A 12,813-nucleotide genomic window follows, 5' to 3' on the forward strand; every position below is an offset into this window, starting at 1 on the left:
GACGTGCGGAGCGGAAACGCCGGAGGGGGCCGGGTGCGCACCCGGCCCCCTCCGTACCGTACGGTCAGGCGGCCGGCGGGAACCGCTCCCACACCCGGTGCGCCGCGAGCAGCCCGATCGTCTCGCGCAGGACCTGCTCGCCGTCCTCGCCGACGATCACGCCGGGCGCCTGCTCGGGCACGCCCGCCTGGGTGAGCGCCCGCGCCGCCGTGCCCCAGCCGCCGATCGCCTTGGCGTGCCGGTAGACCTCCATGACCATGAGCACGACGCGCGGGTCCACGCCCCCGTCCGGCAGGAGGTTGCCCGCCTTGGCGTCGCGCGCCCCGAAGGCGTCCTTGCCCGGCGCCGGCGCGCCCGCCAGCAGCAGGGCGTCGAACTCGACCGAGCGCGCGGTCAGGAACGTCCGCTGCACCGGCATCGTCCCCAGCATGCCGCCCTTCGGCGCGACGATCAGCGGCACCATGCCGGCGGCCAGCACGGCCGTCCGCACCGCGCCGACGACGCCGAGGTCGCAGGACTCGTCGGCGACGATGCCGATGATCCGCCCGTCGGTCGGCCACTCGCGGCCGACCTGCGACAGCGCGGGGCTCGGCGCGATCTCGGCCGGCGGCTCGGTCGGCTCGGGCACGGGCAGGCCCAGCCCCTGGGCGACCTCGCGGCACAGCACCGGGTCGATGTTGGCCAGCACCCTGAGCTGCCGCTCCTTCACCGCCTGCTCATAGCACTTGCCCAGCTCGAAGGTGTAGGCGTCGATGATGTGCTCCTTCTCGACAGGAGACATGCTGCGCCAGAACAGCCGCGGCTGGCTGAAGTGGTCGGCGTACGAGGCGGGCGCCTCGCGCACCTTCCGCCCCGCCACCTCCACCGGCACCTCGACGTAGCCGCCCTCGGCCGCGCCCGCCTGGAAGGGACAGCCGCCGTCCAGCGAGTTCGGCCGGTACGGCGCCACCCCCCGGTGCACCGCGTCCTGGTGGAAGCCGTCCCGCAGCATGTCGTTGACCGGGGCGTGCGGCCGGTTGATCGGGATCTGCGGGAAGTTGGGCCCGCCGAGCCGGGTGAGCTGCGTGTCCAGGTAGGAGAACAGCCGGGCGGCCAGCAGCGGGTCGTCGGTGACGTCGATGCCGGGCACCAGGTGGCCGGCGTGGAAGGCGACCTGCTCGGTCTCGGCGAAGAAGTTGGAGGGGTTGCGGTTGAGCTCCATCAGGCCGATCGGCTGGACCGGCGCCAGCTCCTCCGGCACGATCTTCGTCGGGTCGAGCAGGTCGATGCCCTCGAACATCTGGTCAGGGGTGTCGGGGAAGGTCTGGATGCCCAGCTCCCACCGCGGGTACGCGCCCGCCTCGATCGCGTCGGCGAGGTCGCGCCGGTGGTAGTCGGGGTCCACGCCGTTGATGAGCTGGGCCTCCTCCCACGTCAGGGAGTGCACGCCGAGCTTCGGCTTCCAGTGGAACTTCACCAGCGTCGTCGCGCCCTCGGCGTTGACCAGCCGGAAGGTGTGGACGCCGAAGCCCTCCATCATCCGGAAGGAGCGGGGGATGCCGCGGTCCGACATGTTCCACATCGTGTGGTGGGTGGCCTCGGTGTGCAGGGAGACGAAGTCCCAGAACGTGTCGTGGGCGCTCTGCGCCTGCGGGATCTCCCGGTCGGGGTGCGGCTTGCCCGCGTGGATGACGTCGGGGAACTTGATGCCGTCCTGGATGAAGAAGACCGGGATGTTGTTGCCGACCAGGTCGTACACGCCTTCGGTGGTGTAGAACTTGGTCGCGAAGCCGCGGGTGTCGCGTACGGTGTCGGCCGAGCCGCGCGAGCCGAGCACGGTGGAGAATCGCACGAAGACCGGCGTCTCGACCCCTTCGGCGAGGAAGGCGGCCTTGGTGATGTTCGCGGCGGTGCCGTACGAACGGAAGACGCCGTGGGCGGCCGAGCCGCGCGCGTGCACCACCCGCTCGGGGATCCGCTCGTGGTCGAAGTGCATGATCTTCTCGCGCAGGTGGAAGTCCTGCAGCAGCACCGGGCCGCGCGGACCGGCCTTGAGCGAGTGGTCGGTGTCGGGCAGCCGCACCCCCTGGGCGCTGGTCAGGAACGCGCCGCCCTGCGCCATCGCGTCCTGCGACGCGCCCGTCGGCTGCCCCGTGGGGGAGAAGGTGTCCGGGCCCGTCTGGTCGGGCTTCGGCGCCAGCGGCTCGCGCGGCTCGACCGGCTCCTCCACCGAGGGCGGCTCACTGTTCGGCACGCCGGGGATCTCGGCCTTCTCCGGGTGACCGTGGTGGGCGACGGTGTCCACGACCTTCTCGACCGCCGACTTGATCGGGTTTGACTCGCTCATGGATAGCACTCCTCGGCACGCGCCGTGACATGGATGTCTTTGCTGTCAGGCGTCGTTCGCTACCCAGGCCGGTCGCGGCCATTCCGAGAAGTCCAGGTCAAGCCCGTGACACCGGTCACCGCGCAGGTGGCAGGCAGATCGTGAGCGCGCCGGGCGCGGCCTCGGCCTCGATCTCCGTGACGCTGTCCCGGTCGCCGCCGTCCAGCTCGTACGTCAGCGGCGAGCCGAACTTCGCCGACACCTTGCGCGCCCGCGTGATCCGCACGAACGGCGACTCGTCGGAACGCCCGGCCGCCATCCTGCCGAGCACCCGCGCCCACTGCACCGGGCCCTTGGCCGTCGAGACGCCCACGTCCAGCCAGCCGTCGTCCGGCCGGGCGTCGTCGAACGCCTCGATGCCGCCCGCGATCGTGCTCACGTTGCCCAGCAGCAGGCAGCTCGCCATGCCGTCGAACCAGGTGGAGCCGTCGATCTCGATCGTCATCGGCACCAGCGGGCCGCCGACGCCCTGGACGGCCGCCTTGACGTAGCTCAGTTTGCCGAGCTTCCGCTTGGCCGCCCCGTCGGTCGCGGCGATCATCTCCGCGTCGAACCCGGCCCCGGCCATCACGGCGAAGTGCTCGCCGTTGACCACGCCCAGGTCCAGCCGCTCGCGCCGCCCGTGGAAGCCGATCCGCACGGCCTCCTCCAGGTCGATGGGGATGCCGAGGTTGCCGGCGAACAGGTTCGCGGTGCCGGCGGGCAGGATGGCCATCGGCACCTTGGAGTCGGCGAGCGCGTCGGCGCAACGCTGCACCATGCCGTCGCCGCCCCAGACGAACACCAGATCGGCGCCCTTCTTCAGCGCCTTGCGCACCTTCTTGGGCGCCTTCTTGCTCTTCGGCACCTCGTACCAGAGCAGGTCGCCGACGCCTTCCTCGGTGATGAGCACCCGGAGCCGGTCCAGGCCGGCTCCTAACGTCTTCTTGCGGTGGGCGATCACCGCCACAGTGGGGGACATGTGGGTGCGACTACCCCGGCCGCGGCTTCTCAGACAGGAGCATTAATCGCGCGCCCGCTGGGTAGCCGTGGCGGACGCGCAACCGAGGGAAAGGGCGGGAGACGTGAGACTTCCACAGCTCAAAGATCCTGATCGCGGTCTCGGGCTGCGGCTGGCGCTGGCGAGTCTCGCCGTGGCGCTGATCATGATTCCGTTCACCCTTCTCCTCGTCGTGGCCAAGATGCCGCTGAACGACCTGGACCACCAGGTGGCGGTGGACCTGCACGCGTACGCGCTCGCCCACCCCGGCGTGACCACGGTGCTGATCGTCTGGACGGACCTGTTCGGGCCGTGGCCGTGGCGCATCGCGGTCGGCCTGTACGCCGCCTGGCTGTTCTACCGGGGCGCGCCGCGCCTGGCCGCGTGGGCGGTCACCACGATGGTCGTGGGCGGGCTGCTCGGGCTCGCGCTGAAGATCGTCGTGGCCCGGGCCAGGCCGCACCTCCCCGACCCGGTCGCGCTCGCGCCGGGCGACTCGTTCCCGTCGGGCCACGCGGTCAACGTGACGCTCGGCGTGGGCGTGATCGTCCTGCTCCTGCTGCCCTCGCTGCCCCGGTGGGGGCGGCGGCTCGCGTGGGCGGCCGGGTGGTTCGTGGTGCTGTCGGTGGCGTACACGCGGGTGGCGCTCGGCGTGCACTGGGTGAGCGACGTCGTGGGCGGCATCGTGCTCGGCGTGGCGGTGATCGCCGCCACGGCGGCGGCGTTCGAGATGTGGCGGCGCGAGCAGGGGCGCAGACCGGCCTCGCCGGTGAGCGAAGGAGTGGAACCGGAATCGGTGAAGGTGACCCATGAGTGAGCACGTGAAGTACTACGCCGCGACGATCTTCTTACCGCTGGTGCTGCTGGCCGCCGTGACGTACGGGGTCGGCCGGGCGATCCTCGCCTGGCCGACCGGGGAGGCCGGACTGAGCCGGGCGCTGGCCGCCGACCGCACCTCCGAGTGGAACACCCTCACCGACTTCGGCAGCAGCCTGTCCGACACGCCCTACATCGTGGCGCTCACCGCGATCGCCGCGATCGCCTTCCGGCTGGTGTGGAAACGCTGGCTGGAGTCGGTCTTCCTGATCGTCGCGGTGTGGAGCCAGTCACTGGTGTTCCTCGGGACCACCGAGGTCGTCGGCCGCCACCGGCCGCCGGTGGAGCACCTGGACCCGGCCCCGCCCACCTCCAGCTTCCCGTCCGGGCACGTCAGCGCGGCGGTCGCGTTCTACTGCGGCCTCGCCCTCGTGCTCGCCACGCACACCCGCAACCGGGCGCTGCAGGTGGTGATCTGGGTGCTCGGCGTCGCCGCGCCGCTGAGCGTGGCGTTCTCCCGCCTGTACCGGGGCATGCACTTCCTCACCGACGTGACCTGGGGCCTGCTGCTCGGCCTGGTCTGCGTGGTCGTGGCGGCGCGGGCCATCCTGTTCCGGCGGGTCGGGGCGGAGGGCCGACCGGCGGTCGCCCTGAAGGCGCAGGCGCAGGCGTCCTGACGCCAGGGCGGCGGCCAGGCACGCGGGCGGGATGGCGGGCAGCACGTACCGGTGGTCGAAGTCGAGCGCGGCCACCGGCGCCACCAGCAGGAACATCGCGAACGCCCACGGCAGCAGCACGGCCCGCCGCTCCCGCCCCGCGGCCACGCCGAGCCCGCCCACGACGAGCATCACGCCCAGCAGCGGGCCGTGCAGCGCCCACGGGTACCGGTAGGCGGCCAGGATCGACGCGTACGGCTCGACGGACGACATCCCGCTGATGTCCTGGTCGTACTCGGCGCGGACCTTCCCGATGAGCGCGTGCTCCTCGGGCAGCGACCACGACCCGACGGGGAACGTCGACATGGGCGTGACCCGCTTCGGATGCGCGACCGGCTCCCAGGTGAAGGCCAGCGAGGTGTCCTTGACCACCTCACGCAGGTAGTCGAGCGGCTGGGCGGCGATCGCGGCGAGGGCGAACGACCTCGCCGCGTCGTTGTGCGTGAAACGGTCGCCGGGCAGGCGGTTGAGCGCGGCGCCCGGCGCCCAGACGTACTCGGAGGCGGCGTCCACGACGGTGCCGTTCGGGCAGAGCGGGGCCAGGTCGGGCGGCGGTTTGATCACCGAGCAGTCGGCGAACGTCATCGTGCGCGACCACAGCGCCACCCCGTCGGAGCCGCTCAGGCCGAACCTGCCGTGGTGCTGGGCGTACCAGCCGGCGTAGGCCAGCAGCGGCAGGCCGCCCGCGAGCGCCAGCGCGACCAGTGGCCGCCAGTGCCGCCAGGGCGTGCGGCGCAGCAGCAGCCAGAGCGCGGCCAGGCCGAGCAGCGGCACGGCGGCGGTGCGGGTCAGCCCGGCCAGCGCGAGCAGCAGGCCCGCCGCGGCCGCGGCCCGGACGGAGATCTTCCCGGGCCGCCACATGAGCACCAGCAGCGCGGCCGTGACCAGGAAGATCACCTGGAGGTCGGACAGCACCGCGTGCTCCAGGCGGACGAACGGCGGGGCGAACAGGACCGGCAGGGTCGCCAGCGCCGCCCCCCAGCCGGGCAGCGAGCGCCGGCGCAGCAGGGCGTACATCATCACCGCGACCCCCAGGCCCATCACGTGCTGGACCGCGACCACGAGCCGGACACTGTGGAAGGGAAGCAGCGCCCACAGGAACCACGAGTACCCGGCGGGGTGGAACGCTCCCTGCGGCCGCATGTGCACGGCCGTGTCCAGGTAGGTGAAGGAGTCGTACCAGTAGACCTGCGCCGTGTCGTAGCCGAGCATGACCAGCACGCGCAGCGCGGCGGCCAGGGCGAGCACGCAGCAGAACAGCCGGTGCGTCCGGAGCAGTCGGGCGGTCACGGACGTCCTCCCCGTACGTCGGGCCGGTCGGTTCCGGCCGTAGGCAGGGCAGTCCAGCGGATGACCGATAACCTGATCGTCACGAGATTTGGTTATGCGGGCGTTATGTGGGTTCGGCGAGGATCTTCGCCGTTCATGGATCTCGCGAGGGGGCGCGCGTGCGGGTGCTGGTGGCTGAGGACGAGAAGATGCTCGCCGACTCGATCGCCGAGGGGCTGCGGGGCGAGGCGCTGGCGGTGGACGTCGCCTACGACGGCGAGGCGGCGCTGGAACGCCTCGCCGTGCACGACTACGACGTGCTCGTCCTCGACCGCGACCTGCCCCAGGTGCACGGCGACGAGGTGTGCAGGACCGTGGTGGAGAAGGAGTGGCTGGTCAGGGTGCTGATGCTGACCGCCGCCAGGGACGTGCGCGACCGCGTGCGCGGGCTGTCGCTGGGAGCCGACGACTACCTGCCCAAGCCGTTCGCGTTCGAGGAGCTGGTGGCCCGCGTGCACGCGCTCGGCCGGCGCGCGAGGAAGGCCGACCCGCCCCTGCTGGAGCGGGCCGGGGTGCGACTGGACTGGGCGCACCGGCAGGTGTTCCGCGACGGCGTGTACGTGCCGCTGGCGCGCAAGGAGTTCGGCGTGCTGGCCGAGCTGCTGCGCGCCAGGGGCGCGGTCGTCTCGGCCGAGGACCTGCTGGAGAAGGTGTGGGACGAGCACATCGACCCGTTCACCAACACCGTGCGCACCACGGTCATGAAGCTGCGCAAGAAGCTCGGCGAGCCCCAGGTCATCGAGACCGTCCCCGGATCGGGCTACCGCATCCCGTGAGCGCGCGTCTGCGATTCGCCGTGTCCTGCGCCGTGGTGTTCCTCGTCCTCGGCGCCTCAGTGCTCGCCGGTGTGTGGCTCGTCGTGCGCTCCAGCCTCGAATACCGCGCCGACCTGCTCACGCCCGCCTGCACGCAGGACGGGGTCTGCAGGAACGACCCGCTGTACGAGGTGGGGCGCCGGCAGGCGATGCGGGTGCGCGCCGCCTACCAGCGCGACACCCTCACGGCCGTGCGCGACCTCGGCGCGCTCGCCGTGGTGGCGGGGGCGGCCGGGGCGTTCGGGGTCGGCTGGCGGACGGCCGGCTGGGTGCTGCGGCCGCTGCGGCGGATGACCGAGACCGCCCGCCAGGTCGCCCAGAGCCACGACCTCACCGAGCGCATCTCCTACGAGGGCCCGCGCGAGGAGGTCAAGGAGCTGGCCGACGTCTTCGACACCATGCTCGGCCGGCTGGCCCGCGCGTTCGACGCGCAGCGCAAGTTCGTCGCGAACGCCTCCCACGAGCTGCGCACCCCGCTGACCATCAACAGGACTCTCGTGGACGTGGCCGTGCGCCGGCCCGACGCCACCGAAGACGTCAAACGGCTCGGCGAGTCGTTGCTGCTGGTCAACGCCCGGCACGAACGCCTCATCGACGGCCTGCTGGCGCTGGCGGAGGGCGAGCAGGCGGTGCTGGACCGGCGGCCGTTCGACCTGACGGACGTGGCCGAGCACGTGCTCGACCAGGCCGCCGCCGAGGCCGCCGAGCGGGAGGTGACCATCCACCGGCTGCTCGACCCCGCGCCGACCACCGGCGAGGCGGTGCTGGTGGAGCGGCTGGTGCAGAACCTGCTGGAGAACGCGATCCGGCACAACCACCCGAAGGGCGAGGTCTGGCTCTCGACGCGGCGCAGGGCCGAGCGGGTCGAGCTGGTCGTGGCCAACACCGGGCTGCCCGTGCCGGCCTACGAGATCGAGACGATCTTCGAGCCGTTCCGGCGGCTGCACGGCGACCGGCTGCGCTCGGACCGGGGGAGCGGGCTCGGTCTGTCGATCGTCAAGGTCATCGCCGAGGCCCACGGCGGCACGGTCACGGGCTGGCCGCGCGAGGAGGGCGGCCTGACCATCACCGTCGAGCTGCCGGTGGACCCGGCCGCGTGACGGCCTGGTCGTCGAGGGTGCCGTAGGCCGTGGCGCGGAACAGGAAGGACGCCCACGAGCGGTAGGGCCGCCACGCGTCGGCCAGTTCGCGGTAGGCGGCCGGCGGGGCGTCCTCGGGCAGCCCGTACGCCTCCCGCAGGATCGCGAACAGCCGCGGCTCGTCGCCGGGGAAGGCGTCGGGCGCGCCCGCGCCGCGGATCAGGATGAGCCCGGCGGAGAACGGCCCCACCCCGGGCAGGGCCCGCAGCTCGGCCAGCGCCTCCTCGGGGGCGAGCGAGCGCAGGTGCTCGGTGGTGAGCACGCCGTCGAGCGCCGCCCGCGCCAGCCCGCGCACCCACTCCTCCTTCTGCGCGGGCAGCCCGAGCCCGCCCGCCTCCAGCAGCGACACCGGCGGCGGGAACGCCTGGAACGCCTGCCCGTCCACGACGACCTCGGCGCCGAAGCGGGCGGCGATGCGCTGCTTGACGCGCGAGGCGACGAGCATCGACGAGCGCTGCACGATGACCGCCCAGCACGCCGCCTCCCACGGGCTCCAGAAGCACAGCGGGCGCAGGCCGGGACGCCGCCGCTGCACGTCGCCGAGCACGGGATCGGCCTCGCCGGCCTTGGCGAAGCCCGTGCCGTCGACGTCGAGCGAGAAGATCCGCGCCACCTCGCCGCGGATCGACGGGCCCGCGGGCCGGGTGGTGGCCACCTCGACCCCGCCCGGCGCCGCCGTCACCCGCACCCCGATCGGCTTCCAGTCGTGCTCCGCGCAGTAGGCGAAGCGCAGCGCCCGCCCGTCGGAGGGCAGCGCGCTGGTGGCCGGCCAGTCCTCGGCGAAGCGCAGGCAGCCGCCGAAGTCGAACGGGCCGTCGGCGGTGATCGTGAATCCGTGCGGGGTCATACCCGTAGGGTAGAAGCCGCCCCCGACAGACCCGGTTCGCTCCACCGGAACGCCCCGGATTCCCGCTAAAGTCCATAGGCAATGAGGAGAATCCTAAAGAAGGGGCAAGCGGCGATGTCCGGCACCCAGTCCAGCCCTACCCTCGGTCCCATGCCGATCGACGAGAACGCCCTTCTGCCCGACCCCGACCGCGCCCGCGTGGCGATCGGGCCGCCGTCGCCGGGGGAGGGGCACTGGGCGGGCGCGCCCAGCGCCGTCGCCGCCGGCGGGCTCATCCACCTGGCCTACCGGCTGCGCCGCCCCGTCGGGCAGGGCCGCGGCTACGCGGTGGCGATCGCCCGCTCCGTGGACGGCGAGCGCTTCGAGACGCTCGCCACGATCACGCGGGAGGAGATGGACGCCGAGTCGCTGGAGCGGCCCACCCTCGTCCACCTGCCCGACGGGCGCTGGCGGCTCTACCTGAGCTGCGCCACGACCGGCACCAAGCACTGGCGGGTGGAGGTGCTGGAGGCCGACGAGCCCGGCGCGTTCGACCCGCGCACCCGCGTGACGGTCCTGCCCGGCGACCCGAAGACCGGGGTGAAGGACACGGTGATCGTCCGGCGCGACGGCGTGTGGCACCTGTGGGCCTCCTGCCACCCGCTCGCCGACCCCGACGAGGCCGACCAGATGGTCACCGACTACGCCACCAGCGCCGACGGCATGGAGTGGACCTGGCAGGGCACGGCGCTGACCGGCCGGCCGGGGATGTGGGACGCGCGCGGCGTGCGCGTGAGCGCGGTGCGCTTCGACGGCGACCGGGTGGTGGCCTTCTACGACGGCCGGGCCGGCGCGGAGGAGAACTACGAGGAGCGCACCGGCATCGCGGTCGGGACCGACCCGGCCGCGCTGACCCCCGTGGGCGAGCGGCCCGCCGCGCGCTCGCCGTACGGCGGGGGCGGCCTGCGCTACCTGGAGCTCGTGGACCTGCCCGGCGGCGGGACCCGCCTCTACTACGAGTACACCCGCGAGGACGGCGCCCACGAGCTGCGCACCGAGTTGCGGTGACTCACCCCCGGCCGCGGCCGTTGCGTGACTGCCGCTGTCCCGGCGGCCGGACGCCGACCAGGCCGCCGGAGCGTTCCCTCGGCCGCAGCCAGTCGCCGAAGTCCTCGCCGGTGACCCGCTGGAGCAGCGCCACGTCCTCGGCGAAGTACGGGATGAGCCGCTGCCGCTGCTCCCACGACAGCGGGCGGCGGGCCTCGCCCCGGTGCTGGAGCAGGCCCTCGATCGGCCGGGCCAGGGCGGGCAGGCGGCGGGCCAGCGTGGACAGCACGGCGTGCCGGGCGCCGGGGGCGGGGTGCGCGGTGACGTTCCGCCGGGGCACCTCGGTGAGCAGCCCCTGCCGCACGCCGAGGAAGGCGCAGATGCGGTCGAGGGTTTCGGCCGGGCGGTCCACGACGTCCCGGTAGCGGAAGATCAGCACCTGCTCGCGCGGGAACAGCTCGAACAGATCGGCCAGCTGCTCGCCGTAGCGGCCGAGGCCGACGTAGTGCCAGAAGTGCGACCAGCCGGCGGCGACGCGCTCCGGCTCGGCCTCGCAGGCGCGTACGAGGTCGCCGATCGGCTCCAGCCCGGCCGACCAGAGGTGCGTCCAGTTGGAGTGGGCGCGCTCGACCGGGTCCCGGAGCGTCACGATGATCCGGACATTCGGGACGAGGGCCCGGATCCGGCGGCGCGCTCCGGCGTCGTAGAGGTAGAACGGGGTGGACTCGCCGGTCAGCGCGCCCGGAGGGGCGCCCGCGAACAGCGCCTCGTACTCCTCGCGCCGCCAGACGTGCTCCTGGTAGGTCTCCACGTCGCCGGGGCCGCCGTGCTCGGGCGGCGGGCCGTCGGTGAGGAAGAACTTCGGTTCCTTGATCGTGGGCAGGTAGAGTTCGGGATGCTGTCGCAGCGCTGTGTGCAGGGCGGTCGTGCCGGCTTTGGGCACGCCCGCGATCAGGAAATCGGGCAGGGCCACCGTCTTCCCTCCAGACGACTCGGACAACACCCTAATTTTCCTACCAGAAGTGTGGGATAATCAAACGTATGGGTTTGGACAAGACCCGCTCGCCGCGCGAGCGTGCCGAGACGCCCTTGACCGCCGCCATCCTGGCGGGCCGGTGGATCCGCACCGCCGCCCGCGACGACGCCGCCGGTCGCACCTGGGCCGCCAACCCGGACGCCCGCGGGCGCTCCGCGCTGGCCGCCCCCGAGCCCGCCTCCCTCTACGCAGGGTCGGCCGGCATCGTCCTGTTCTTCCTGGAGCTCGCCGCGGCGACCGGGCACGAGGCGTACCTGGAGGACGCCGCGGCCGGGGCCCGGCGGCTCGCGGCCACCTGGCGCGAGCAGCAGGACCTGACCCTCTACCACGGGCTCACCGGCACCGTCGTCGCGCTCGCCGAGGCCGGCTGGGCGCTCGGCGACGAGCGGCTGGAGTCGGCGGCCCGGGCCGCGGCCGAGCACGTCGTACGGTCCGCCCGGCCGCTCCCCGGCGGCCCCGGCTGGACCGGCGACCCCGCCCAGCGCGGCGACGGCGGCATCGTGCTCGGGCTGCTGCGCGCCGCCGCCGCGCTCGGCGTGCAGGGCCACGAGGAGATCGCGGTCGAGGCGGGGGAGCGCATCGCCGGGCTCGCCGTCCCCGGCCACCGCTTCGGCGACTGCCCCGACCTGCCCACGGACGCCGTCACCCCCGGCTTCCTGGCCGGCACCGCGGGGACCGCGTTCCTCCTCGCCCGCCTGTACGGCCTCACCGGCGAGCCGCGCTTCCTGGACGCGGCCAACCGGGGGGCGGGCTTCGTCCGCGAGATCAGCGTGCTCTCCGAGCGGTGCGCGCTGGTGCCCCACCACGTGCCGCAGGGGCGCGGCCTGCACTACCTCGGGTTCTGCTCCGGCTCGGCGGGCGTGGCGCGGATGTTCCAGGAGCTGCACCGGGTCACCGGCGAGCGGGGCCACCTCGAATGGGTGGAGCGGCTGGCCGGCGGCATCGTCCGCAGCGGCGTGCCGGAGCGGCGCACCCCCGGCTTCTGGAACACGGCCTGCCAGTGCTGCGGCTCGGCCGGGCTGCTGGAGCTGTTCACCGGCCTCTGGGCGGAGACCGGCGACGAGACCTACCTCGGCTACGCCCGCAGGCTCGCCCGCCACCTCATCGGCGCGGCCACCGACCACGACGGCCGCGGGTTCCGCTGGTACCAGGCGTACCGGCGGTTACGGCCGGGCGAGGTGAGCGCGGACACCGGCTACATGGTGGGTGCGGCCGGCATCGGCTCGGCGCTGCTCCACCTCGACGCCGCCCTGCGGCCCCGTGACGCCCGCCGCGTCATCCTCCTGCCCGACAACCCGTTCCCCTCGATCCCCGTGCCGGCGGCGCACCTGACCGACCCCGGCCCGAGGTGACGGTCCGGTTCCGTCGGGTAGGGGCCGGGTAACCGACACGAGGGGGAGGCATCATGAGCCGCATCGCGGAATGGCTGAAGAAGGCCGAGAACCTGGCCCGCGGGCACTCGAAGCAGGCCGACCAGATGCTCGACAAGGCCGAGCGGTTCGCCAAGGAACGCACCGGTCACAAGTACGACGAGCACATCGAGAAGGGCGCGGACGCCGTACAGCGCCGTTACGGCGGCGGCACCACGAGCGGCACCACGGGTGGCACCACGGGCACCGGCCGGACCACCGAGGGCGCCGGCCCGACGCCGGCCGAGCGCGAGCAGATGTCCGCCGAGCGCGACCCGACCGGCGAGCCCTACCGGCGCGGCACCCAGGGCTGACCGGCGCACGATCACCGGCGCC

The 12,813-nt window shown here is 73.3% G+C and carries 12 protein-coding genes; 7 read left to right on the forward strand and 5 right to left on the reverse strand.

What is annotated here, in order from left to right:
* Positions 1-64 precede the first annotated feature (64 nt).
* Entirely contained in the window at positions 65-2,326 is a 2,262-nt protein-coding gene (locus ABD292_RS11150; protein ID WP_344207024.1) for a catalase, read from the reverse strand.
* 115 nt (positions 2,327-2,441) lie between these two features.
* Positions 2,442-3,326, reverse strand: a complete 885-nt coding sequence (locus ABD292_RS11155) for a diacylglycerol/lipid kinase family protein (RefSeq protein WP_344207025.1) — start codon at positions 3,324-3,326, stop codon at positions 2,442-2,444.
* Between the two features lie 103 nt (positions 3,327-3,429).
* On the opposite strand from ABD292_RS11155, the gene ABD292_RS11160 reads away from it, so the two are divergent.
* Positions 3,430-4,161, forward strand: coding sequence for a phosphatase PAP2 family protein (locus ABD292_RS11160; RefSeq protein WP_344207026.1), 732 nt, complete (start codon positions 3,430-3,432; stop codon positions 4,159-4,161).
* Between the two features lie 12 nt (positions 4,162-4,173).
* On the opposite strand, the gene ABD292_RS11165 is transcribed toward ABD292_RS11160, so the two are convergent.
* A complete protein-coding gene (locus tag ABD292_RS11165) occupies positions 4,174-4,347 on the reverse strand; it encodes a hypothetical protein (RefSeq protein ID WP_344207027.1) in 174 nt (57 codons plus the stop codon).
* A 109-nt stretch (positions 4,348-4,456) separates the two neighbouring features.
* On the opposite strand from ABD292_RS11165, the gene ABD292_RS48920 reads away from it, so the two are divergent.
* The 3 genes from ABD292_RS48920 (at position 4,457) to ABD292_RS11180 (ending at position 8,120) form a co-directional block, all read left to right on the forward strand.
* Positions 4,457-4,837 carry a phosphatase PAP2 family protein gene (locus ABD292_RS48920; RefSeq protein WP_364460565.1) on the forward strand — a complete coding sequence of 127 codons (381 nt, stop codon included), beginning with the start codon at positions 4,457-4,459 and terminating at the stop codon, positions 4,835-4,837.
* Between the two features lie 1,487 nt (positions 4,838-6,324).
* On the forward strand, positions 6,325-6,981 hold the full coding sequence (locus ABD292_RS11175) for a response regulator transcription factor (protein ID WP_344207029.1): 657 nt from the start codon (positions 6,325-6,327) through the stop codon (positions 6,979-6,981).
* Positions 6,978-8,120 carry a sensor histidine kinase gene (locus tag ABD292_RS11180; protein WP_344207030.1) on the forward strand — a complete coding sequence of 381 codons (1,143 nt, stop codon included), beginning with the start codon at positions 6,978-6,980 and terminating at the stop codon, positions 8,118-8,120. Before ABD292_RS11175 ends, ABD292_RS11180 begins: the two co-directional genes overlap by 4 nt.
* Here the strand turns inward: ABD292_RS11180 and ABD292_RS11185 are convergent.
* On the reverse strand, positions 8,086-9,006 hold the full coding sequence (locus ABD292_RS11185; protein ID WP_344207031.1) for a DNA-3-methyladenine glycosylase family protein: 921 nt from the start codon (positions 9,004-9,006) through the stop codon (positions 8,086-8,088). The genes ABD292_RS11180 and ABD292_RS11185 overlap by 35 nt on opposite strands.
* Before the next feature lie 150 nt (positions 9,007-9,156).
* On the opposite strand from ABD292_RS11185, the gene ABD292_RS11190 reads away from it, so the two are divergent.
* Positions 9,157-10,053, forward strand: a complete 897-nt coding sequence (locus ABD292_RS11190; protein ID WP_344207032.1) for a glycoside hydrolase family 32 protein — start codon at positions 9,157-9,159, stop codon at positions 10,051-10,053.
* 1 nt (position 10,054) lies between these two features.
* On the opposite strand, the gene ABD292_RS11195 is transcribed toward ABD292_RS11190, so the two are convergent.
* Complete coding sequence (locus tag ABD292_RS11195) at positions 10,055-11,005, reverse strand: sulfotransferase family protein (protein ID WP_344207033.1); 951 nt, start codon at positions 11,003-11,005, stop codon at positions 10,055-10,057.
* Between the two features lie 68 nt (positions 11,006-11,073).
* Here ABD292_RS11195 and ABD292_RS11200 point away from each other — a divergent pair, with 68 nt between their 5' ends.
* Both ABD292_RS11200 and ABD292_RS11205 read left to right on the forward strand, forming a co-directional pair.
* On the forward strand, positions 11,074-12,420 hold the full coding sequence (locus tag ABD292_RS11200) for a lanthionine synthetase LanC family protein (protein ID WP_344207034.1): 1,347 nt from the start codon (positions 11,074-11,076) through the stop codon (positions 12,418-12,420).
* A 53-nt stretch (positions 12,421-12,473) separates the two neighbouring features.
* On the forward strand, positions 12,474-12,791 hold the full coding sequence (locus tag ABD292_RS11205; RefSeq protein ID WP_344207035.1) for an antitoxin: 318 nt from the start codon (positions 12,474-12,476) through the stop codon (positions 12,789-12,791).
* The last annotated feature ends 22 nt before the right edge of the window (positions 12,792-12,813 follow it).

It is taken from the genome of Nonomuraea bangladeshensis, from assembly GCF_039529455.1.
Taxonomy (GTDB): domain Bacteria; phylum Actinomycetota; class Actinomycetes; order Streptosporangiales; family Streptosporangiaceae; genus Nonomuraea; species Nonomuraea bangladeshensis.

Bases quoted from the DNA above. Each gene is read 5' to 3' on its own strand.
- ABD292_RS11150 (WP_344207024.1), bottom strand. From the start codon at position 2,326: ATGAGCGAGTCAAACCCGATCAAGTCGGCGGTCGAGAAGGTCGTGGAC.
- ABD292_RS11155 (WP_344207025.1), bottom strand. From the start codon at position 3,326: ATGTCCCCCACTGTGGCGGTGATCGCCCACCGCAAGAAGACGTTAGGA.
- ABD292_RS11185 (WP_344207031.1), bottom strand. From the start codon at position 9,006: ATGACCCCGCACGGATTCACGATCACCGCCGACGGCCCGTTCGACTTC.
- ABD292_RS11190 (WP_344207032.1), top strand. From the start codon at position 9,157: ATGCCGATCGACGAGAACGCCCTTCTGCCCGACCCCGACCGCGCCCGC.
- ABD292_RS11200 (WP_344207034.1), top strand. From the start codon at position 11,074: ATGGGTTTGGACAAGACCCGCTCGCCGCGCGAGCGTGCCGAGACGCCC.
- ABD292_RS11205 (WP_344207035.1), top strand. From the start codon at position 12,474: ATGAGCCGCATCGCGGAATGGCTGAAGAAGGCCGAGAACCTGGCCCGC.